Source organism: Exiguobacterium indicum HHS 31, assembly GCF_001939065.1.
Taxonomy (GTDB): Bacteria; Bacillota; Bacilli; order Exiguobacteriales; family Exiguobacteriaceae; genus Exiguobacterium_A; species Exiguobacterium_A indicum.
Genome location: NZ_MPSZ01000002.1, coordinates 126,772 through 149,537, shown reverse-complemented (window position 1 = coordinate 149,537; position 22,766 = coordinate 126,772). Strand labels below are relative to the sequence as shown.

The 22,766-nt window shown below is 33.8% G+C and carries 16 protein-coding genes; 11 read left to right on the top strand and 5 right to left on the bottom strand.

What is annotated here, in order from left to right:
* Positions 1–19: 19 nt before the first annotated feature.
* A complete protein-coding gene (locus tag N179_RS09070) occupies positions 20–571 on the bottom strand; it encodes a DUF4352 domain-containing protein (protein ID WP_075642731.1) in 552 nt (183 codons plus the stop codon).
* A 353-nt stretch (positions 572–924) separates the two neighbouring features.
* On the opposite strand from N179_RS09070, the gene N179_RS09065 reads away from it, so the two are divergent.
* Positions 925–1,740 carry a hypothetical protein gene (locus N179_RS09065; protein WP_075642730.1) on the top strand — a complete coding sequence of 272 codons (816 nt, stop codon included), beginning with the start codon at positions 925–927 and terminating at the stop codon, positions 1,738–1,740.
* Between the two features lie 56 nt (positions 1,741–1,796).
* On the opposite strand, the gene N179_RS09060 is transcribed toward N179_RS09065, so the two are convergent.
* A complete protein-coding gene (locus N179_RS09060; protein ID WP_075642729.1) occupies positions 1,797–2,186 on the bottom strand; it encodes a RidA family protein in 390 nt (129 codons plus the stop codon).
* A 187-nt stretch (positions 2,187–2,373) separates the two neighbouring features.
* Between N179_RS09060 and dndD (N179_RS09055) the strand changes: the two genes are divergently transcribed.
* From dndD (N179_RS09055) to N179_RS09025, 7 genes are all read left to right on the top strand, one after another.
* Complete coding sequence (gene dndD / locus N179_RS09055; protein WP_083639932.1) at positions 2,374–4,629, top strand: DNA sulfur modification protein DndD; 2,256 nt, start codon at positions 2,374–2,376, stop codon at positions 4,627–4,629.
* Positions 4,629–5,033: a hypothetical protein gene (locus N179_RS09050; protein ID WP_075642728.1), complete on the top strand. Its 405-nt coding sequence runs from the start codon at positions 4,629–4,631 to the stop codon at positions 5,031–5,033. The genes dndD (N179_RS09055) and N179_RS09050 overlap by 1 nt, the downstream gene beginning before the upstream one ends.
* Positions 5,034–5,159: 126 nt before the next feature.
* Complete coding sequence (dndB, locus tag N179_RS09045; RefSeq protein WP_075642727.1) at positions 5,160–6,263, top strand: DNA sulfur modification protein DndB; 1,104 nt, start codon at positions 5,160–5,162, stop codon at positions 6,261–6,263.
* Position 6,264: 1 nt separating this feature from the next.
* A complete protein-coding gene (gene dndC, locus N179_RS09040; RefSeq protein ID WP_075642726.1) occupies positions 6,265–7,914 on the top strand; it encodes a DNA phosphorothioation system sulfurtransferase DndC in 1,650 nt (549 codons plus the stop codon).
* Positions 7,889–9,895, top strand: coding sequence for a DNA sulfur modification protein DndD (dndD, locus tag N179_RS09035; protein WP_075642725.1), 2,007 nt, complete (start codon positions 7,889–7,891; stop codon positions 9,893–9,895). The genes dndC and dndD (N179_RS09035) overlap by 26 nt, the downstream gene beginning before the upstream one ends.
* Positions 9,892–10,263, top strand: a complete 372-nt coding sequence (locus N179_RS09030) for a DndE family protein (protein ID WP_075642724.1) — start codon at positions 9,892–9,894, stop codon at positions 10,261–10,263. Before dndD (N179_RS09035) ends, N179_RS09030 begins: the two co-directional genes overlap by 4 nt.
* 14 nt (positions 10,264–10,277) lie before the next feature.
* Entirely contained in the window at positions 10,278–11,399 is a 1,122-nt protein-coding gene (locus tag N179_RS09025) for a cysteine desulfurase family protein (protein WP_075642723.1), read from the top strand.
* A 37-nt stretch (positions 11,400–11,436) separates the two neighbouring features.
* On the opposite strand, the gene dptH is transcribed toward N179_RS09025, so the two are convergent.
* Genes dptH through dptF form a run of 3 tightly spaced genes read right to left on the bottom strand, consistent with a single transcriptional unit; the run spans position 11,437 to position 19,067 of the window.
* A complete protein-coding gene (dptH, locus tag N179_RS09020; protein ID WP_075642722.1) occupies positions 11,437–15,438 on the bottom strand; it encodes a DNA phosphorothioation-dependent restriction protein DptH in 4,002 nt (1,333 codons plus the stop codon).
* The gene (gene dptG, locus N179_RS09015; protein ID WP_075642721.1) at positions 15,419–16,792 is read right to left on the bottom strand and encodes a DNA phosphorothioation-dependent restriction protein DptG; all 1,374 of its coding nucleotides are present in this window, start codon (positions 16,790–16,792) and stop codon (positions 15,419–15,421) included. Before dptG ends, dptH begins: the two co-directional genes overlap by 20 nt.
* A 1-nt stretch (position 16,793) precedes the next feature.
* On the bottom strand, positions 16,794–19,067 hold the full coding sequence (dptF, locus tag N179_RS09010) for a DNA phosphorothioation-dependent restriction protein DptF (protein ID WP_075642720.1): 2,274 nt from the start codon (positions 19,065–19,067) through the stop codon (positions 16,794–16,796).
* A gap of 136 nt (positions 19,068–19,203) precedes the next feature.
* On the opposite strand from dptF, the gene N179_RS09005 reads away from it, so the two are divergent.
* Genes N179_RS09005 through N179_RS08995 form a run of 3 tightly spaced genes read left to right on the top strand, consistent with a single transcriptional unit; the run spans position 19,204 to position 22,765 of the window.
* Positions 19,204–20,583, top strand: a complete 1,380-nt coding sequence (locus N179_RS09005) for a DEAD/DEAH box helicase family protein (RefSeq protein ID WP_075642719.1) — start codon at positions 19,204–19,206, stop codon at positions 20,581–20,583.
* A gap of 17 nt (positions 20,584–20,600) precedes the next feature.
* Positions 20,601–20,783: a hypothetical protein gene (locus tag N179_RS09000; protein ID WP_075642718.1), complete on the top strand. Its 183-nt coding sequence runs from the start codon at positions 20,601–20,603 to the stop codon at positions 20,781–20,783.
* Entirely contained in the window at positions 20,783–22,765 is a 1,983-nt protein-coding gene (locus tag N179_RS08995; protein WP_075642717.1) for an AAA family ATPase, read from the top strand. Before N179_RS09000 ends, N179_RS08995 begins: the two co-directional genes overlap by 1 nt.
* The last annotated feature ends 1 nt before the right edge of the window (position 22,766 follow it).

Sequence of the window (22,766 nt, the reverse complement as noted above, 5' to 3'; positions counted from 1 at the left end):
AACTAGGAGCGCTTACTCATTAATTTTTACCTTTAAAGACGACTTCGTTATCGTTCCATGAGAAAGAAGGTTTGTAGATAAGTTCGAGGGACTGACCTTTTGGTGCATCGTAAAAGAGTTTACCTTTTAACGTCTTACCTTTGTTTAAATCACCACTGATTGCCATGTCATCTCCGAAATAAGAATCGACTTGTTCATCATTAATATAGAGGTTGAATTCCGTATCATCGATGAAAGCAGAATCATCGCCTTTATTGATTGCTGTTACATCAAATACAACGACATTGCCATTTTTTGATTCGCTGTATTGAACAGGAGACTGGTTTTGAGCTTTTGAAATCGTGAGCTGTACATCACCGACTTTGATCGTATCGCCGAATGCAAAATGCTTAGGTGTATTTTTTTGTTTATCGCCTTTAGCCTGTTTTGAATCGACTGCAGTGACTTCTCCTCCTTTTTTGAGCTCTTTGTCTACTTCGTTTGCGAAGAATGATGTACATGCGACCATTGCAACGATAAGAATGACGATTGCGATGATCAAACCAAGTACCAATTTAAGAAGCTTTTTCATACTGATAAACCGATCCCTTCGAATTCAATAAGAATTGCTATGTATTTCCTACACTTATTAAAATGGAAAAAATGCTATACTTTTTAACAAATAACAAATTTTAATATAAAATAAGTAAGAATTAATAATAATCTATCATAAAACCCAAATTAATACCATAATTTATTTATATTAAAATAATTTTTTAAACTTTTGCATGCTTCTAATCTTAAACTCATTTTTTTAATATCCTATAAATCAAAAAAATAGGAAATTATAAAAATAATATTATAAATAATTACATAAAGTAAAATAAAAATACTATATAATATATATTAACTATTTATTTTGTGATTTCCTGAAAGGAGATAAAAATGAATAAAAAAACTGTGTTTCAATCTGATTTGTTCATACTTATATTATTATTTGTGTTTTTTCCAGTTGGATTAATTTTGATGTGGAGGGAGAGAGCATTTACTAAAGGAGTTAGAATATTTTTTTCTACTGTTGGTTCAATAATTTTTGTCACCATATTCGTGTCTAATTTTTCGTCTGATCAAAGCGAAATTGGTGAAGATAAGTCTCAAATAGAACAAGGACAATCAATAGAAGAAACACAAGAAATTAGTGAATCTGAATCTTCAGATGAGTCTGAAGACACAAGTGATAGTGAAGAAAACAATCAACTGACAAGAGATAATTCTACAGCACGTGAAACTGATTTAAATTCTGGCAAGTTTATTGGTGGACAAGATGTTCCGGTAGGTAGATATGTAATAACGGCTAGTAATTCAGGTAATTTTTTTATTAAAGGCGATATACCTATAAACGAGATTCTAGATCCTACAGAAGAATTTGGTGTAAAAAGTGTGACTACCCAGATAAATGAGGGACTTGAAATTGAAATATCAGGAATCAATTCAGTTAACTTTAAACCAGCTGTCACGGAGAAAATGAATAAATTAACGCCTGGCTATTGGCAAGTCGGATTAGATATAGCAGAAGGACGATATGATGTAACTCCATCGGGGACAGGTAATTTTTTTGTATATAGTGAGGTTGGGAATAATGTGAATGAAATTTTAGATGAATCAGGTGAAAATGGAATTCAAAAGTATAGTTTGAACATCTCTAACGGGGACATTATCTATATAAGCAGTATTAATGAAGTAAGATTTAAAGAAAAATAAATTTCTTAAAAAACTCCCCGCCTTTACGTAATACAAATGTTAGGCGGGAGCTTTTTTTAAAGTATAGCTAAAATCTCGACTTCAACTAATGCACCTTTTGGTAGTTCCTTAACCGCGATACAAGACCGAGCTGGGAAGTGATTGTGTGGTGCGAAGTAATCGGAATAGATCGTATTAAAAGAAGCAAAGTGTTCCATGCTCGTTAAGTAGCATGTTGTCTTGACTACGCGGTCGGGAGTTAGTCCTGCCTCTTTCAGGATGGCATCGACGTTTCGCATAACTTGTTCCGTTTGTTCCGTGATTCCGCCTGGTACGAGTTCACCTGTTGCCGGATCAATCGGGATTTGACCGGAAGCATAGAGTGTTCCGTTTGCGATAAAGCCTTGCGAGTAAGGACCGATCGCAGCAGGGGCGTTCGTTGTGTTTATAGCATTAAAGTTATTCATTAGTTGACCTCCATTATTTTTTTGGGATTTGAAAAATATAGTGGTAATCTATGAACTAAAATGTAAATACGCATGATAAAATTAGTTAATAGATACAATTTTTTTGAAGTTACAAAATAAGTTTAGTCACTTCTTGATTAATGTAATAAGATTTAGTCTTTTTGTAAAGATAACGGAGGTAGTAACAATGCAAGATTCTTCACTTAAAAGTAAAACAGAAGTCGATATTCTTAAAGAAGCGGCTCTTAATAATAATATTTTCCCTAATACACTTTATAAAATTTTACAAAGTGCAAAAATTGATCATTACTCAGAAAACGGATCAAGTGCTAAAAGAAGACAACGAATTAAAGAAGAAATTATTCAATACTCGAAAGAGAAAAAGATTTTATCGGACGATTCAGCGCTAAAACTCCAAGTTCAAGCGGTTGATTTTATTGAGTTGAAGTTAAATAACTATAAAACATATTATGGGAAACAGACATTAAATTTTAAAATGCCTGTTCAGTCTGAAGAAAATATCATCTTAGTAGGCGGAATGAATGGTGCTGGTAAAACTACAATTTTAAAAGCTTTACGCGTTTTATTGTATGGTAAAAGAAATATGACTGATCTTGAATATAAAGAACAATTTGCAAATACGATTAATAATCGCTTTTTTTCTGAGGGTGGTCGAGAGTCTAGCGCAGAGCTAACGCTTTCTGTTGATAGTGATTATACGCATACTATTAAATTAGTTTGGCAATATGATAATGCCAAAAGAATGATCAGTGAAACGAGAACATTGATTAAAAGAAGAAATGGCTCGGTCAGACCTATCAGCAACAATATTATTACTAATAATAATTTAGATACCTTTAATCGCTTGATTGATGGTTGGCTTCCATTGGAATCATCACCATACTTTATATTTGATGGTGAAGAGATTAGTACATTAGTTGCTTCTAGAAACTCGACAAAATTTAAAGATGCAATCAATAGAATGATTGGATTAATGTTTTACGATAATCTAAAAAGTGATATTGATTTTATTGTAAAAGATTACGAGAGATCGCTAGCAAAAATGGCTGACTCAGCAAAAGTGAATCATATAAACAAAATGGTAGGAGCACTGAAAACAGAGTTAAAAGAAGCAGAAGAGAAGTTGGAAAGAGTAGATATGTACTTAAGCGGACGTAATACAAAATTATCGGATTTGCGTAAGCAGAGAAATGATATTTTGATGAAAAATAGAGATACGCGTGATGTGATTGTTAAAGAAATCAGTCAGTTGGAAGAACGATTGAAAAACGAAAAAAACAATTTAAATACGCTCTATAAAAAAAATATTATTCCAACTATCCTGAAGGATAAAATAAATCTTTTATCTAAACGCTTAAATGAAGAACAACTTGCTCAAGAAAAGGTGATTCGTTCAACAGCTGCATTAAAGCCTTATGAAGAGTTCATGAATCAATTACTGGCAAAGCCCTTAAGCCCTGCTTTAACGGAACAACAGCTTGTTCAAATTCAAGAACTAGGAAAAACTATTTGGATGGAAGATCACAACATTTCAAAAATTGAAGAAGTAGAAGTACTTCATGATATTACAAACGATACAAAAAAAATGTTGTCGAATTTAGCTTCAAATGCTAAGGCTGATCAAATAAAGAATGTAATTCGAAACATTTCAAAGTACGAAAATGATTTGAAAAATTTAAATCGAAGAGTGAGTTTGGCACCATCTGCGGTAGATGCTTCTGAAATTGAACGCGAAATTGAGGTGTTAAATCGCGACGTAGGTGACAAAGAGAAAACTCGTCGTGTAAGAAGAAATAAAGTGAATCAAATTAAAGAAGAACTCACAAAATTGATGCATGAATTAAGACGTCTTGGAGAAAATATAGAGTCTGATTCTGAATTACAGAAGAAATACGACTTCTCGAAAAGAGTTCAAAATGCGGTGAATCATTACACTGAACAAGTCTTGAATTGGAAAGTTGCTTTAATCAGTTTTGAATTCAAAGAGATGCTATCTGCTTTATTTAGAAAGCAAAATGAATTTGGGAACGCTTATTTTGATGAGAAAAGCATGTGTATCAGAATAAAAAATGAAGCAGGAACAGAAATTCCAATCGAAGAACGTTCTGCAGGGGAAAAACAAATTATTTCTTCAGCATTTATTTGGGCGATGACAAAAGCTTCTGACTTAGATTTACCAGTGGTAATCGATACACCATTAGGACGATTAGATAGTCATCATCGAAATAATTTGATTACGCATTTCTATAGAAAGTTGAGTAAACAAGTTGTGATTTTATCAACAGATACAGAAATCACAAAAGAATATATGGAGTTAATGGAGCAAAATACAGCAAAACAGTTGATGTTAGATTACAACGAACAAGAAAAGTATACAGTAATTCGTGAAGGATACTTCGAATTCACGAAAGGAGTATCATAATGGATTCAAAGGGAATTAAACTTTCTAAATTAACGAAAACAAGAATTGATAATTTGATGGGAGAATTCGTAGATACTTTTGATGAATCATCAAAAGATGTTCGACCATTTGTAGTAAAACTAGGCTTATCAAAAGGAATTGCAAACAGTAAAGGGCTGTATACAAAACTTCCTTCAGGGTGCGAAAGTAGTGACTGGGAAATGGGTGCAATTATTTCAGGAGAAGATTTTACGATCTTCAAACATCTAATTATTAATGAAGCAGGTTCAACTTTGACAGACTTTGATATTAAGAAGCAAATGAGAATGTTCATTGAGCACGGGATTGAATCATTATATACAGTATGGGAAAACCATCATAATAGCGGAGATTTAGAAGACTTCAGGATTAAGATTTTAAGCTAAAAGACTTTAAAATAAATGTTAGATAGATTAAATCCAAATAAAGGTTATATTCACTTGAATAATAACCTTTATTTTTTTATACTTATATCAAAGTTACGTACGTAATGAGAGGGGATTATATATAACATGAATGCTACTTTTAATTATAATTTTCCTGCGTTAAAAGGCTATCAAGCTAATAAAGAATATTTTGTAGTAATGTGTCCATTGAAACTAATACCTAAAATCTTTTTGTTTGATGAAGAAGAAGTACCTGTTGAATATCGCGCTCAACGGATTATTAATAAAGGACGTATTCCAGAAATAACAGAATATATTGTTCATCATCCAGAAGATTACGTATTTTCTTCATTAACGGCTTCTGTAGACGGCGAGATGAGTTTTGAACCGTTCAATGACCATCCTAATTACCAAAATCTTGGACAACTCTCAATATCTTTAGAATCTAGGTTTTTAATCAATGACGGTCAGCATAGAAGAGCAGCGATTGAAGAGGCGCTCAAACTGGCACCTGAACTTGGAAATGAAACGATATCAGTTGTTTTCTTTCAAGACGCTGGATTGAAGAGATCTCAACAAATATTTTCAGATTTAAATCGTCATGCAGTTAATACGACCTCATCGATTGGCATACTGTACGACCATCGAGATCAATTATCTATGGTGACTAAAAACTTACTAAGTGAAATTCCACTTTTATCTAGATATACAGAAAAAGAAAGAACCTCGCTCTCAAAAAATTCACCAAAACTATTATCAATCAATCATATATATAATGCTAATTTACGACTAATCGAAAAGTCTAAAGGCGAACCAATTACTGAGCAGGATGTAGAAGTTATAAATTTGTTTTGGAGTACATTATGTGAGACTATTCCTGAATGGGAAGAAGTACTGAAAAGAAATATTTCTCCGAGAACATTGAGATTACAATCGATTACAGCCCAAGGATTATTTATCGAAGCAGTGGCAGAAGTAGGAAGAACCTTGATTGCGCAACGACCAGATTCTTGGTTAATAGGTATTAAGGAGCTGGCACGAATTGATTGGAGTCGAACAAATGAAAAAGATTGGAAAGGAAGAGCTTATGACGATTCCGGGAGAATCATCAAAAATCGCCGAACAATCGCATTAACATCTATTCGAATTAAACAGCTTTTAAATATTGAATTGAATGAAAAAGAGAAAGCAATGGAAGAAGATTTCTCTGTTGAAAGGAAGTTAAATTAATATGGGGATTATAAGTAATCAACTAGCTAAAAAAGAAGACAATCCTTTAGCAAGACAGTCTAAGGAACTGATAAAAAAAGTATACGCACAAGACGATCGACCTTGGGTTATTGGTTACAGTGGAGGGAAAGATTCAACTTTAACTGTACAACTAATATTTGAAGCACTGTTAGAAATGTTACCAGAACAATGGCACAAAAAAGTATACGTTATTTCTTCTGATACGATGGTCGAAAATCCACTAGTTGCAGCAATGATCAATGGTTCGTTGCAACGTATGCAAGACACTGCCTTACGAACTGGATTACCTTTAGAAACACAAAAAGTAAAACCATTAACGGAAAAAACATTCTGGTCGAATATTATTGGCAGAGGATACCCAACACCCAATCAAACGTTTAGATGGTGTACAGATCGTTTAAAAATTGACCCGGCAGATCGATTCATTAAGGATAAAGTAAATCGTTTTGGTGAAGTTATTATGGTTTTGGGTGTTCGTTCTAAAGAAAGTCAGAGTCGAGGAAATTCAATTAAAGAACATGAAATTCAAGGAACTGAACTACTAAAGCATACGACACTAAATAATGCCTTTGTTTTTGCACCTATTAAAGAGTTTGGATTAGATGATGTTTGGGGTTATCTTTTATCCAATCCCTCACCATGGGGAGAGGACAATGCGAAGTTACAAGAAATGTACTTGAATTCTAGTGGAGAATGTCCGTTAGTAGTTGATCAATCAATAAAAGAAAGTGCTGGATCATGTGGAAACAGTCGCTTTGGATGCTGGGTTTGTCCAGTAGTATCAGAAGATAAATCACTTACTGGATTTATTAACAGTGGCGAAGAGTGGATGACACCATTATTGAAGTATAGAAATCGTTTAGTGCGTGTACGAGACGATCGTAACTTAAGAATGCATCGTCGCATGAATGGTAAGTTCTATTTAATCGGTGTAGAGCATTACGAAAAAGATGGGATCACATACCTTTCAATCAAGAAAAAGGGCGGGAGATCAGCTAAGCTCTATTCTATAGAGAACGTTGAGCTTCCTGAAGTGGAAACTGCTGAAGTAGTAGATGAATATAACTTAAATTCCTATATCGTAAACAATCAAATTGATTTGAGTCGTCCTGAAAAACATAGAGATTTTTTCATCCGCCAGGTAGATCGAGAAGGAAACGTATCTTATTCTCAACTAGGTTTAGGACCTTTTACGCTTGAGGCACGGCAAATGTTATTAAAAGAACTATTAGAAGTTCAACGGGACTTAAATGCGCCTACATCACATGATATTCCATTGATTCAAGAAGAAGAGCTTCGAATGATTAGAAGAATGTGGTTACGTGAAGGCGACTGGAATGATTCATTGCCACAAATTTATTACGAAGTCTACGGTACTGAACTTGACTGGGAACATGATGATCGACCATTGATGACAGCAGATCAAATGTCAGATTTGGAATTGTTGGTTCAAAAACATCAACTTGATTTAAATACTGTTAAAAAATTATTCCATATCGGAAATGAATACGTAAGTTTAAAAGTAAAACGCGGATTCCAAAAAGAAGTGACATCTTTGCTAAAGCAAGATTACCTTCAGTTGTATCATGAAGGAGAGATAGAAAATGAAACTAAAGTCATTGACGCTTAAAAATATAGGGGCTTATAAGCAACAAACATTTGATTTTTCAAGTAAACGCAGTAAACAAAATGTGACCTTGATCGGTGGAAAAAATGGTGCTGGTAAAACAACATTTTTATCGGCAATGAAATTAGGACTTTTTGGACCACTTGCTTATGATATGAAAACTGCTTCATCAACATATTTTAAAAAAATTAAAGGTCTAATGAATCACGATGAATTAGAGAAAATAGAGGGACTAAAAATTTCAGTGCCATGGTTCAAAATTGATTTAACTTTTGAACAAGTGGAGTCCTCTGTCAGAGAGGAAATTCGTTTCGTAAGAGAGTGGAACTTCACAGAAACAGGTGGGAAAGAATTTTTTTCGATTTATAAAGATGGTTCAAGTTTACCTGTAAGTGATGAAAAAAGAGATTTGATTTTTAATCGTTTTTGCGAATCACTGCCTCCCTATCTATACGATGTTTGTTTATTTGATGGAGAAGAAATTAATCGGATTATCCAACAAGATGAGTTATCGAATCATCTTGAGAGACTAATAAAAAGTGCTTTGAAGTTAGAGGTGCCAGTTTTGTTAGAGGATACGATTAATCGTGTAATCAGTGATGAAACTAAGAGTACAATCGATACGAATAAACAAAGAAAATTTGAAGATCTAAAGGGAAAACTAAATCACTTTATTCAAGAAGATGATAGATTGCAAAAACGATATGATGAGCTATCTATTGATTTAGAAGAACTTAAGTTAACGATGAATGCACAGAAAAGTGAACTGAAGTCCTTCGGAGGTTTATTGAAAGAAGAAGAAGATCAGTTAAAGAGTCAACTAAATGAGTTGGAACGTAAGAAAAAAGAAAATAAAACGAGTGTTCAAGATCTGATCAATGGTAGCTTGCCCTTTTTACTGAATCGAGATTTGATTGGAACAGTAAGAGAACAGTTAAAAGGAGAAAAGTTAATTGAAAGTATTGACGATGTGAAACGAGAGTTACTTGAAGAGTTAGCCAGTGAACTTTCCAATCGTATTTCAACAAGTCCAAAAGAGTTAGAACAAGCGTTAGAAGACTCTTTGGTCTCTATTCAACCAAAGGGTCAAGCAACCATCCATCGTGCTTCTTTTAGTGAAAAAGCTCAAATTGAGTCCTTATTTGAAATGACAAAAGGTATTGATCTTTCGTATTACAAACAAAAAATAAGTGATCAACAAGAGATGGATGAAGAAATTAAATTAATTAAACAAAAACTCACTGTTCAAAGTGATAGTGTTGAAGATTTTATGGGCATGCTAACTCAGCTTGAACAGTTACAAGCAAATATCGCTGAAAAGAATCAAGAACTAAAAACAACAACGAAACAATGGGGAAGCGTTCAAGAAGAGCGAATGAAATTACAAGAAGAATTTGAACAATTGAGAGAAGAAATTGATAGAGAAGCAAACCAATCTAGTAGCGTCATGCATAATGCAACTGCTATGAGAGCTCTTTTACTGGAGTTCCAAAATCAACAACAACAAAAAGGAATTCAGCTCATCGAAAAACAAGCCTTAAAAATGATTAATCGTCTTTTTCGAAAAAGAGGATATCTTCACCGTTTGGTGATCAATTCAGAAACCTATGAAGTTACTCTATACGCAGAAGATCAAAAAAGAATTCCACAATCAACGCTTTCTGCAGGAGAAAAACAATTGTTACTGATGTCTCTTGTTTGGGCAGTGTTTGATGTTTCAGGAAATAAGTTGCCATTTATTTTTGATACACTTTTAGGAAGATTAGACGTTAAGCATCGCGAAAACTTACTGACAGAACTTATTCCTGCCTTTGGTGAACAAGTATTAATTCTCTCAACGGATTCTGAAGTGACTGAAGCAAATTACAATTTGTTGAAGCCTTTTATAAATAAAGAATACAGTTTGAACTTTGATACAGCAGAACGTTCAATTAAGGTTGTTCCAAGTTACTTCCGCTTTAATGAAACGGAGAAAATATCATGAATCATCGCTTAAAACTATCTAATTCGACGTTAGAAATATTTCAACAACTACAGGCGAGTACAAATATAACGCCAAACGTTTTAGCAAGAATAGCAGTTGCATTTTCACTCAAAGATAAAGAAATGCCTACAGTAAATAATAATGATATTTCTAATTTTGAAATTTCAAGAGCAACATTAACTGGGGAAAATGATTTTTCGTACAAGGCAATGATTTTACAACATGCACGCAAATCAATTGACGAAGAAAGTTACTTTCCAGATCTTTTTAATGCTCATATTGATCGTGGTGCAAAGGAACTATTTAAAATTTATCAATACTCAGGAAATCCACAGAAATTTTGGATGAAGATTTTAGAAACTGAGTAAGTTGGGAGGATAGTATGCTGTATCTAGATAACAGTGCGACAACGCCAACGCACCAGGAAGTAGTAGATGCAATGTTACCTTATTGGACAGATATTTTTGGTAATCCATCAAGCAAGTACTATTCTCAAGCTGTTGATGCAAAAGTAGCAGTGGATCACGCTAGACAAGCTGTAGCGACATTAGTAAACAGTAAGGCAGACGAAGTAATTTTTACGAGTGGAGCCACTGAAAGCAACAATTTTCTATTAAAGGGAATTGCAATGTCACATTCTAATAAAGGTAAGCGAATCATCTCTAGTACTGTAGAGCATCCTTCAGTACTAGAGACACTCCGCTATCTCGAAACTCAAGGGTTTGATGTTGTATATCTTTCGGTAGATTCATTTGGAAGAATTGGTTTGGCGGAATTAGAAAAAGCTCTTTCAGAGCAACCAACTCTTCTTGTTTCACTCCTTTGGGGAAACAATGAACTAGGTTCATTGAATCCAATTAAAGAGGCATCTGAATTAGCTCATAAATATAATGCATTTTTTCATTCTGATGCGACGCAAGTAATTGGAAAAGTACCTGTGGATTTAGAAAATCTTCCTTACGTTCAATTGGTATCCGTATCTGCGCACAAGTTTTATGGTCCTAAAGGAATCGGTGCGGCAATCGTTCGTAAAGATGAAATGGGCTTATCATTAAAAATTACTCCTCTTTTACACGGGGGAGCTCAGGAGAATGGATATCGAAGCGGGACTCACGCAGTTCCATTAATTGTCGGTATGGGAAAAGCAGCTGAGATAGCTTATTCAAAATTGAATGAACATCGTCAACATTTACTAACGCTTGAATCTAAACTTAAGCAGCTATTAATGCAACAGTTTGGTGATGTTATTCAGTTCAATAATGATGAAAGTAACAAGATTCCAGGTATCCTAAGTGTTCAATTCAAAGGCTTAAATAATGAGATTCTTTGTAAAGAACTAGCACCTGTTATGGCAGTATCTACTGGATCTGCCTGTAGTTCTAGTAAACCAAGTCATGTGTTACAAGAAATCGGATGTACGATGGAACAACTTCGATCAACTATACGTTTCTCTCTTTCGCCATATCAATCGGAAAAAGAACTAGATATTTTTTTAGAGTTGTAAAAAGTAAATCAGCATCGGGTATCCGATGCTGATTTTTTTAAGGCGTATAAAGAGATTCTATTAAATCTTCTTTTTTGATATCACTTGTAATTTTATCGATTTGCTCTTTGATTTGCTGAATTGGTTGAAGAATACCTCTAATTCCGAAGGCTTCTGGTAAATGAACCAGTGTATAGTCTTCACCTTTAACGAGAGAAGCGTTCGGAACGTCTTGTTTAAAGGAAAGGACAATTCCGTCTCCAAGGTGTGATTCAAGTGAATCATCAATTATGAAGTCTCCTTTGAGCAACGCTGTAATAACTGGTTGACGATGTTTTTCAAAATCATAATTATTTCGTTCTGGCCAAAGATCACTTTCATGAATCTTTTTAGCATTTGTTAAAAAGAGTTGAGCGAAAAAGAGGCGATAATAATCGTTTTCAAAAGTATCATCGGCACGATTATAAAGATTGGTACGGAATAAATCTTTTGTATGCTGGATTTGCTCAATTGCTTTTTTGATCACACTGTCATCATTTATACCAATCTTTACTTCAATAGGGAAAAAGTGAAGTTTTAATCCACTAACAGATTCTTCGAGACCAATTAAAAGTAAATCATCAGAATGAGTTCCAGATCGATTTAACGATTTGGCTGAGAATACACTATCACGGGTAAATCCAGCGGCACCAGCAACTCGAAGAACTTCTTCAAGTGAAATAGGAACCCATGTAATAGAAGGGTGATCAAATAGAGCAAGTGCGTATCGAACAGCTGAAAGAATACTAAATTTCTCTCGACTGAAGTGCTTTCGTTTATCAGGACTTTCTATTCCTCTTCTAATCATTTCAAGGAGCCACTCACCATTAATGGTATTAAAGGCTTTGATAGCTTGTACAATGTGTTGATCAGTTGGTTCATGATGAATCATCGGATTCGCCTTGAAAAACTCTTTTACGATGGATTGGTATTGGCCTGCTTTATTAGTAACCGTGATAGCATCGTAACGGAATGATGAAGTGTACTGGTCGCTATAATGAATGACAAGCAAGTCTTGATCTACGTTTTTATTTCCATGAAAGTATCCTAGGTCGACTGTAGGCTCAATGAAGGTTACCCAATGAGATTGCTCGTAAATTTCAGTAAAAGTATCATCTGGTAAGACCTTCATAGAGGAGACTGCAACAGTTCCTTTTGAGTAAGGATTATTTCCTGCATCACGCATATTGAAATTAAATTCATTTACTGCATATGCGACCTTTGCAAGTGTCTCTTGTTCCTCAATAGGATACAACTTTGTTCCGAATCCGCTCAAATAAGAGCTTTTATTAATTGTAGCGGACAAAGTAGAATAAAGCCCGCCTAAGGCCATTCCAGTCTTCATATTATCTGCTCGATCTGGATAGATGCTCTCTTTTCCACGCATTTTGTAAAAGCTGATGTGTGCATATTCGAATTTACTACTTTGATTAAATCGATAAAACTTTAAGTGAGAGCGAACGATTTGAATTAAATCTTCAAAGAGATAATTACTACTTCTCTTCATAAGGGACCGAAGATCATCAAATTGATGCTCAAGATCATTGAAGAAATCATACTGTGAAAAATCATCCAAGTCCTTGTGTCCAGGTTCATAATGCTGATTATATAGACGAACCTCTACAGGGATTAAACGATCCACACCATATTTTTCTATTTGTTTGAACATCCAAGAAACAATGCCTTTTAGAATCGGTTGTCCACTTGATATCTCAATAACATTCAACTTTAAAGAAGCTTTTGTTTCGGTATTAAATAAAAAGTCGAAATGATTAATGAATTGATTCATTTTATCGAATATGACTTTGTCTAAGAATTTTTCTGCGTCGACGATAGCAAGTTCATCAATTGGTTTATACGTAATCCATTCAGGAGCTATGTTCTGGCTTTCAGGCTTGTACCACTGCTGATTTCTTCCGTCAGGTTGATAACTGAGTATCGGTAGAAGGGCGTCAGGTCGTAATCGATTAATGATAGAGTAATTTACATGTGTGCTCTGTAGCTGATTGTAGAGTTCAATTTGATAAGCAACATTTAATGGATGAAAGGGCGTCAAGAACACTTGATTTTGATCGACTGAATAAATAGTTCCTAGACGATCGGTACCCAGTCCATCTTCCATTAATTTAGTATCTGAGCTAAGATTTTCAACAAAATGAGTATAGGCGTTCAAATAAGGAACTGCCACACTTAGATAATTTTCATCAATTTTTTCATAAAAAGGAACACTATTGAGTCCTTTAAAATAATTAACAAAGCGATTATATGCCTCTCGTAAAGGAAGATTTTGTACTTCATAATCTTCATTAGCAAAAAGTTCTCCGTTTTGAATAATACCGGTGAACATGCTTTCTTCAATCCAGCGAGTTTCGTAATGAATAAACTGACGGTATTCAGCATGATCATAGAACTGTTCATTTCCAATGATTAGGCGTTTTCCTGAAACAATAACAGAAGATGCTTTCTCTCGTTTCATTTGCCAAAGTCGAGTACCAGTGATTGGGTGAGGTTTATTAGGTAAATCAGAAATTAGTAATTCGATCGGATTAAATTCCTCGACTTGCAAATTCACCTTTAGAACTTGATTGCCATCCATTAAGTCAGGATCGAAAGAGAATGCTGCGTTCGTCTCTTTATACACTTTAATTGTTTCTTTAGAGCTCGTTATAGTATGTTCTTCAGGATGTGAAAAATTAGGATTCCCAATACGTATTTGACCTTCTGAGTCTTCTAAAGAGAGATAAGGATGGTCGTTTGTCCAACCATTAGAATAAGATGCTTTGTAATTAGAAATTAATTCTTCGTCAAAAGGAAGAATAGTTATATAGAAATTGTTTTTTAAACCACGAACATGAGTGTATTCAGTATGGACATGAAAAGGCTGGTGTTCTAAGTCGTTTAAAAGTACTTTTAATTTTTTACCACTGTGTTCAAACGATACATTTGCCTTACCGGAGATATTTTTATAACTAGCTCCAGAGGACTTAATACTTTTAGGCATTTTGTGATCACCATCAATATTGAATTCCAAAGTGAGAGTGATTTGTTCTAGCGCTTCTGGATTAAAAATAATTATATGACGATGTTTCCGACCAGCAGCTGAACTACTTTTAGGTACTTCCCATAGACTTAACTTTTTATTGTTTTGTTTAGCTGATGAATTTATTAACTCGAACTTTTTCTTTGTTTGTTCAATGTATGAATTAACTTGTGAATAACTTAAATCTTTCCAACCATCAGCCTTCAATTTTTTTTGTCCTTCAGGAGTAAATTTTCGATCGAGAACCTTTTCCACATTATAAAGATGATAATCTTGAATGATTTGATAAAGTTCTTGGTTTTCTTTAAGTCGTAATTCAATATTTCTTGTTCCTACGTACTGAGTTAAATCGTCTTTAAAAAAACCTAACTTTTCATAATCACTCGTTGCAACTTTTCCTTTTGCTAAAACATCAAGAATAGGTTCAAAATCCATAAAGTTTACATTTCCAGTATCCCCGTGATCTTCTATAAACTGAGATAAGTAATAAGACATTAGTGCTTGATCTGACTCATTAAAAAGTTTATTTTCTACATCATTTTTTAAAGACTGGATAAGAGATTTTACATGAAGTGGCATTCCTTGTTTTTGCAAATTGCGACTTCCCCCCTCAATACTATCTAACTGTTGAGGGAGTATCATTAGAAGTGCTGTATTTTGCCAATGTTCTTGTTGCTGACTTACTAGATTTCGAAGTAATACTAAATAGTCAGCAGTAACAGAAGAGCTTTGAGCTGCTAAAATTAATTTTGTACCTCCATACTGAATCGAATAGGAATGAAAGGAACTTTGTCCTTCATGTGTGTATTCAAAAGGGCTTAAAAAATCTGCTGAAATCTTATTTTTTATTGATGATAAAAATTGTGTAACTTCTTCTTGATGGTCAAAGCGAATGAAAAATTTGTCTCCACTGTTAGGTGGATTTTTAATGAAATAGTCGTTAATATGCAGTGATAAATAATCATAAAATTGATTTGACATACTGTGCCTCCCCGCTATCGCTCATTTTTATAAGTAAGCTCATTCTTTCTAGCGTATTTTCAAATTCAACACGGCTATATCGATCTAAGAAAATACCGCGCTTTTCGAGTTCGACATAAACATCTTGAAGACGCATTTTTGAAGATCGAATAATCACTATGAGGAACATAGTCAGAACTTCTTGATTGAGCGATAATACATTTCCGTTTCTACCACGTTGTTTTACAAGTCGTACTTTTGCGATTTCTGTTATACCGCTACCATAACGCTTTTGAGCAGATTCAGGAGAAGATATTTCCATAACATAAATCAATTGTTTGACTGAGTCTAAAAATGTTGAGCTCTGCGTAATTTTATGCTGAAGCTTAGACGTTTCGATGATAGATGCAGCTTGCGTGTCTACTTCTTGAATCCACTTTTCCTGTTCTTCGCTTGATAATTGATCAAATATTGATTTGAGAGTTGGAAAATCCATCATTTTTTCTAACTCTGAGTTTTCTGTGTTGCAACTTAATTGAGCTAATGTAAGTTGCGTGCTAAATAGCTTAGTAGACATTTCGTCTAAGTATTTAAATCCTTTTCGAACCGCATCGCGTCTGCTTGAAACAGTAGATTCCCAATCCAACGTAAAATAAAGAGGCTCAACAGTATTCTGCTTATAATCAGCATGTTCGAGTAAAGATAGCTTAACAACATTCTGGCTTAGCAAAAAGAAGGTATAGTAGTATGCAACTAAGTCAGCATACTTTACGAAGAAATCAGGATGTTTTCTTAAAAATAATAAATCGTCAGCAAATAAATCACCTATCCAAGGCAATTTATGATCAAAAGAAGCGGGTTTTTTATCTATTGGTTCTAGTTCAGGCTTCAACTCAGAGAAAATATTTTGTAGAACATTATTTTGTTTGTTTGCTTTAAATAAATCTTGCAGTAGAGCATTATCTTTACATAAATCGTAAAGATAATCTGAAATTTTGAAAACACGATTTTTTATTTCGGCACTTTCCAAATGAAGTAACATGCTTGGATGTTGAAGCTGTTGTTTTGTTTCACCTGTAACTAACAATTCATTTAATAATGCAACAAATTCATCTTCATCTTCAGTCTCGATGGACATTTCATTTAAAAGAGGCTCAAAATCTACAACTTGATCGTCAACTGAATAATCAGCTTTATAGCCACTAATTAAGCGTGCGAAAGATGCAAACTCATTTGTCCAGTGTTCTTTAAATGTCTCATCGGCTTTTAATTTTGAAACGTGAGTGTTAAATGGAAACATCTGACGAAACGCATTTAACTCTCTCTTTGTTCGTGTGATAACCTTTTTTTCAATAACTCCTCTTAGTAATTCCATGTTAGTCCTCCGCAGTTCCCATATGTCTGAAGCTTCGTGTTCCAAAACGATCTTGATTTAGTAAATATGCTTGTTTAGAATCTTCCGTTACAATCATTATTTCTGAAGACGAGGTACACATTTCGTGAATTTTTTCGGCAAATTCTAGAAATTTTATTGAACGGTGATCGTCTTCTTTAGTAGGACGATAACCATCTTGAATGTCCATAAACAATTGAAATAGAGGATAATCAATTTCTAGTTTAGCAAGGTTATTTTCGTCACCTTTTTTATTAAAATCTAAAAGTATGGTTGAACTAAATTTACTTAGAATAGTTTCCGTACTAGATTTAATATTTGATGGATTCCCCTCGATTTCCGCTTTAAATGCAATACGATGACGCTTCGTGATTTTTTTTGTATAAACGTAAAATGGTTTCGGAGATCCAAACCACTTATAGTAAGCGGAACTACTGATTTCATATAAAGGCTGTAAACGACGTGTATCGCCTTTATTATATTGATAGAGGAATTGTAGATAATTTTGATAGACTGAATCTAGAATTTTTTTTGCGAATTCTGGATTACTTAAAACCATTAGTCGAATGAGCTGACCCGTCCATTCTTGTATACTGTCTACTTGATCGGGTGAGTAAAAAGATTGAGCATTTTCGTCTAAGTGCTCTATAATCTCATCAATTTCTCCTCCTGTATAAAGAGAAAGGAAGAGGTCATCAATCTCACGATGACGCGTTCTTAGCGGATCAAGTTTAGCAATTTGATTTAGCAAATTAGAACGCTCTGGACGATTGAATAATTGTTCGGGTAAACCGTTCTCGAGCATAATAGATGGTTTGACAGTAACCTGCTTTAACTCGTTCCAGTTAACAGGAATTAATAGATCAGAAATTAAATTAAAGAAGTTTCGCACTGAAATCAAAACATGATGTTTTACAATTAATTCAATTAAGACTTGTACAATTTGATCTTGAATATTTTTTTGGCTCAACAATGCATAATTACGATGTAAAATTGTATCAATTTCGTTTTCTCGATCTATACGATATGCATCATAAAAAGGATTATTTGGAGTATCAGAACAAATTTTTTCAAGTAACGTTGAATAAAAAGCTGACTTTGGTCCATCCTCTGTTAATTCGTAAGGTTGGTAGCTTAAAAAACTAAATAGCGTAAATGATTGTGAAAGAGCGTTTGAGGTAGTCCCTGGCTTTAATACATTTGTTTGATCTACAAAATCTTTAAGTGATGAATAAGTATATTCAGAGTCTTCATTTGAATAATCAAGAAATTTAGCAAGCATTCCAATATTGATTGCAAGAATCATTTTCGAAGAATTTAAATCATCTTGTAAATGTTGATCAGAAAAATCTTTAAGGCGTTCTGATAGTGTTTCTACAGCATTTTTGGTGGGATCAAAACTTTCTGTAGCATCGTTATAAATTGTATAATCAGAAAGAAGGTCAGGATATTTTTTCTGAACGAAACTTAATAAATGGGATTTACCGTCACCCACATTCCCACATAGTAAAATAAGTTGTTTTTCAGAAGTAGTCTTTAATTTCTCGACAAGTTCTAATTGGATTTTACGATCCACGTGTAAATAATCACTGAGTTCTCCCAGTGGATCGTTACCATTTTCTACGGCATCTTTAGATGTTTCTTGTAAGCGAGAAAGATAGGTATAAAGGTAGTTATCTTGAATATCGCTATTTAAATAGCGAATAGCAGGACGCATCGTTTCTTTAATCAATTGAGTATCTTTAGGAGGAGCTACAGGTGCAACAGTCAAACCATTATCTCCGAGTAATTTCATTAAGATATCCTTTACGCTTTTTTCATCCATTTGAGGCGAAGCCAAGGAGGGGATGGTAGGTAACGTATAGTGTGGAAGATTAGGTACATCAAAGTGTCGCGTAGCATAGTCTACTGCAATATCAAACATTGCCTTGTGAACACGTGGCAAATGAATGCTACTTTCAGTGGAAGAACCGTGAGCAGCACTATTTCCAAGTTTTCTTACATAATGCAAATCATCGATTGATTTACTAGAAAGTACGTGTACTCCTTGAATTAAACGAATCATCTCTATCAAAGGAATAGAGCTTCGAGTTAATTTTTTTCTCCAGATCAAATCCTTCGCAAGTTCTTCAATAAACTTACGTGAATATGTTAACGCTGCATCGGGATCAATATGATACTGTCTTTCCATATCGAGCGCTAATGCAAATGCATCTTCATTGTATTCTTTTAAAAAATCAAAAGTACTTTCACTCATATTACTTACTCCTTATATAAAGTTGAATTTATTATTTACAGGCCCTAACAATAGAAAAAATAACAATTATTTGCTAAAAAGATTACAATCAAAGTATAACAAAAATTTTCTTTCTGATGATGGAGTTGAGAAAATTATGCAACCAAAGTCTTATGAAATTCCAAAATGGTTAAATCTTCATCCCTATCAAAGGCAAGCCATAACGACTTGGGAAGAAAACAACTATAAGGGATTATTTGAAATGGCGACTGGTACAGGTAAAACGCTGACAGCACTATCAGCTGCTAACAGATTATTTAATGAAAAGAAACGCTTAGCAATTATCATAGTTTGTCCACTAATTGATTTAGTGGATCAGTGGGCGAAAAATGCCGTTGAATTTGGCCTACAACCAATACGTATTTATCAAAATCGAAGTCAATGGTTTGATTTAACTAGTAGTGAAATCACTCAATACAATATCGGTAATCAAGACGTGTTGTGTTTCATTACCACCATGCAGACTCTAAAAATGTCAAAAGATGTTCAACTCCAACTAAAAAGACTTTCAACAGAGAGTCTAATTATTGTCGATGAGGCTCATAATATTGGAACATCAAGATCAATTAATTCATTACCAAATCATTTTAAATATCGTCTCGCATTGTCTGCGACGCCCCGTCGATGGAACGATGATGAAGGAACGGAAGCTATTTTTTCGTATTTTGGAGGCGAACCTATTTTTAAATATGAATTGAGTGATGCTATTCAGGCGGGATATTTAACGCCATATTACTATCATCCACATATTGTAGTGTTAACTGAAAATGAGCGCGAGGAGTACATGGTATTGAGTAGAAAAATCGCGAAATTATTTGCTGCTCAAGGTGACGATCATAAAAATGAATATTTAGAGCAACTTTTAATAAAGCGTGCTCGTTTAGTTAACAGCGCTCAGAATAAGGAAGAATTACTTGAAAAACTTTTAAAAGAGCAAAAAGATGCAGGAGAATTAAGACATACGATAGTTTACTGTGGTGACCAAAAGAAAGAAGGGGAACGACAAGTAGATCGACTGATTCAAATGATGGGTAAACGATTAGGTATTTACAGTAGCAGTTATACATCTCAAGAAGATAATAAGCAAAGGCGTGAATTGTTGAATCAGTTTGATAATGGGGATATCGAAACATTAGTTGCCATTAGATGCTTAGACGAAGGCGTTGATATTCCTAATACTCGAACTGCCTATATTTTAGCTAGTAGCTCAAATCCAAAAGAATTTATTCAACGAAGAGGGCGAGTATTAAGAAAAGCAAAAGGTAAGGAGTTTGCTATTTTACATGATTTTATTGTTATTTCTCAGGAAATTTCAGATACAAATCAGTTGTCAGATACAGATTTTAATATTGAGCGAGGATTACTAGAAAAGGAATTAAAGAGAGTTCAAGAATTTGCTTCGCTTGCTATCAATGGTCCCAAAGCTTCGCAGTCTTTACTTAAATTAAAAAATTTATATAGCTTACAACATCTATGAGAAAAGAGGGAAAATTAATGGAGGAATCAAAAACTTTGCAAGATGTATTAGAAGAAGAACTTCGAGATTTTACTATAGAAGAAAAATTGGCTTTTTCAAAAATTTTAAATCTTGAAGACGCTTATTTAAGTACTAAGAGTGGATCAAACGGAGATGTTGTTGGAGAAATTGTACGTCTTTTGAAAGGGTTGTATAACTGATGATCATTAAAAAACTAATACTAAATAATTTTCGACAATATTATGGTCAGCAATCTATTAGTTTTGCTTACGGTGAAACTGATAACGTAACCGTTATACATGGCGAAAACGGTTCAGGAAAAACAGCGCTAATCAATGCTTTTCTATGGGTTTTGTATGGTAAACCGTTAAATTTACCCAATTCCCATGAAGTAATCAATAGAAGATTTGTACGAGAGTCTTCGCTAACAGGTGTGGCTGAGATAACTACTTCAGTAAAGCTATATTTTGAAGATGGAAGTCATCAATTTGAGATTGAACGATTTTTAAATCATAAGTTTGATGGTACTGCTTATCATCCTTCCAAAAAAACAGAAGTACTTTTGAAAAGAATCAATGAATCAGGTGAAGGAGAAATAATTAAAAGTGTTTCTGATACAATTGATAAAATTATTCCGCAAAAGCTGAGTTCATTTTTCTTTTTCGATGGTGAAAGAATTGACAACTTGGGTAAGCAACGAGCGAAAAACGAAATTAAGGAATCAATAAAATTAATGATGGGTCTGGATTTATTTGTAGCAGCAAAAAAACATTTACAAAGTGCGAAAAAAAACTTTCAAGAAGAGCTAGCCAAAAAAAATGGAGGTGAATATCAAGAGCTAATAATTAATAGAAATGAGCTAAATGATGAAAAAGAAAAATTAATAAATAGGCTTTCAGATGCTAGAAGTAATATCGTAGCGTTACAAGAAGAAATTAAAGTAGTTGATGAAAAACTTCAGGCAGATGCAGAAATTGGAGCGATACAAATCGAGTATGATTCCAAGAAAAAAGAGCTAGAACGTCTGCAGAAAGCACTAGTTTCTATTGAAAATGAATTAGCGAAGCTCTTAAGTAGTAATGGTCATCTTGTCATGTCGCTTTCCCTTATTCAACAAATTGAAAATAAATCTGAAAATGACGATCGCCTTGAGTCGTATTTAGATAAAGAATTTCTAGAAAAATTAGAAAAAGAGGAATTCTGTATTTGTGGTCGACCAATCTCAGAACATGAAAAAGAGCATATTGCGCATTTAAGAACGTCTTCTGCTTATTCACAGTATAATGGGATACAGGTCTTAAATAAAAAAATGAATGGAATTAAAGAAAAAAGGAAAAATATATTTGAGCAAGTACGTGTATATTCAAATCAAAGAAATCAACAACTGAAAGATATCGTTACGGTTCAACAAGAGATTGCCGAACTTAATGTTAATAAAGGATCAAAAAACAATCCAGAATTAATTGATTTACAAAAGAAATTTACTCAACTTGAGCATTCAATTCAAGAGCAAAGAGCAATGATTATGTATTATGAAAAACAACGTGAAGAATTAAATATGAAAGTAGACTTATTTGAAAAACAAATAGCTAAAAAAGAAAGGGAGAATTTAAAAGAGTTAAATCTTCAAAACAGTTTAAATACATCTATGAAGTTCGAAAAAGTAATTAGTCGTCTTTTAGAATTTCAAGAAGAAGACGTTAGAAAACGTCTTGCTTTTCAAATAAAAGAAGTGTTTTCTAAGTTTCTTCGGAAAAATTATAACGTTACTATGACTAGTGATTATGAACTAATTGTTACCGATAACAGTCATGAGGAAGTAGGGATGTCACAAGGCGAGGGACAATTAACGAGTCTTGCATTTATTGGTGCCATTGTTGATATGCAGCGTAAAAAAGCTGAAAAACCTAATAGTGATTTCCAGATAAAAGGTGCAAATATGAAAGCTGTGTATCCTCTTGTAATGGATTCTCCATTTGGGGCATTAGATGCTGATCATAGAAAACGAGTAGCAGAAGGTATACACCAATTATCTGATCAAGTAATTGTTATAGTTTCAACTTCTCAATGGGATGGTGAGGTGGAAAATCAATTAAGCAAACATGCAGGAAAAGAATACACCTTACACTACATTGAGGATAATGCATTAGAGTTTACACAAATAGTGGAAGGACGAATTTAAC

Bases quoted from the DNA above. Each gene is read 5' to 3' on its own strand.
- N179_RS09060 (WP_075642729.1), bottom strand. From the start codon at position 2,186: ATGAATAACTTTAATGCTATAAACACAACGAACGCCCCTGCTGCGATC.
- dndB (WP_075642727.1), top strand. From the start codon at position 5,160: ATGAATGCTACTTTTAATTATAATTTTCCTGCGTTAAAAGGCTATCAA.
- N179_RS09005 (WP_075642719.1), top strand. From the start codon at position 19,204: ATGCAACCAAAGTCTTATGAAATTCCAAAATGGTTAAATCTTCATCCC.
- dndC (WP_075642726.1), top strand. From the start codon at position 6,265: ATGGGGATTATAAGTAATCAACTAGCTAAAAAAGAAGACAATCCTTTA.
- dptF (WP_075642720.1), bottom strand. From the start codon at position 19,067: ATGAGTGAAAGTACTTTTGATTTTTTAAAAGAATACAATGAAGATGCA.
- dptH (WP_075642722.1), bottom strand. From the start codon at position 15,438: ATGTCAAATCAATTTTATGATTATTTATCACTGCATATTAACGACTAT.
- N179_RS09025 (WP_075642723.1), top strand. From the start codon at position 10,278: ATGCTGTATCTAGATAACAGTGCGACAACGCCAACGCACCAGGAAGTA.
- N179_RS09050 (WP_075642728.1), top strand. From the start codon at position 4,629: ATGGATTCAAAGGGAATTAAACTTTCTAAATTAACGAAAACAAGAATT.
- N179_RS09070 (WP_075642731.1), bottom strand. From the start codon at position 571: ATGAAAAAGCTTCTTAAATTGGTACTTGGTTTGATCATCGCAATCGTC.
- N179_RS09065 (WP_075642730.1), top strand. From the start codon at position 925: ATGAATAAAAAAACTGTGTTTCAATCTGATTTGTTCATACTTATATTA.
- dptG (WP_075642721.1), bottom strand. From the start codon at position 16,792: ATGGAATTACTAAGAGGAGTTATTGAAAAAAAGGTTATCACACGAACA.
- dndD (WP_083639932.1), top strand. From the start codon at position 2,374: ATGCAAGATTCTTCACTTAAAAGTAAAACAGAAGTCGATATTCTTAAA.
- dndD (WP_075642725.1), top strand. From the start codon at position 7,889: ATGAAACTAAAGTCATTGACGCTTAAAAATATAGGGGCTTATAAGCAA.
- N179_RS09030 (WP_075642724.1), top strand. From the start codon at position 9,892: ATGAATCATCGCTTAAAACTATCTAATTCGACGTTAGAAATATTTCAA.
- N179_RS09000 (WP_075642718.1), top strand. From the start codon at position 20,601: ATGGAGGAATCAAAAACTTTGCAAGATGTATTAGAAGAAGAACTTCGA.
- N179_RS08995 (WP_075642717.1), top strand. From the start codon at position 20,783: ATGATCATTAAAAAACTAATACTAAATAATTTTCGACAATATTATGGT.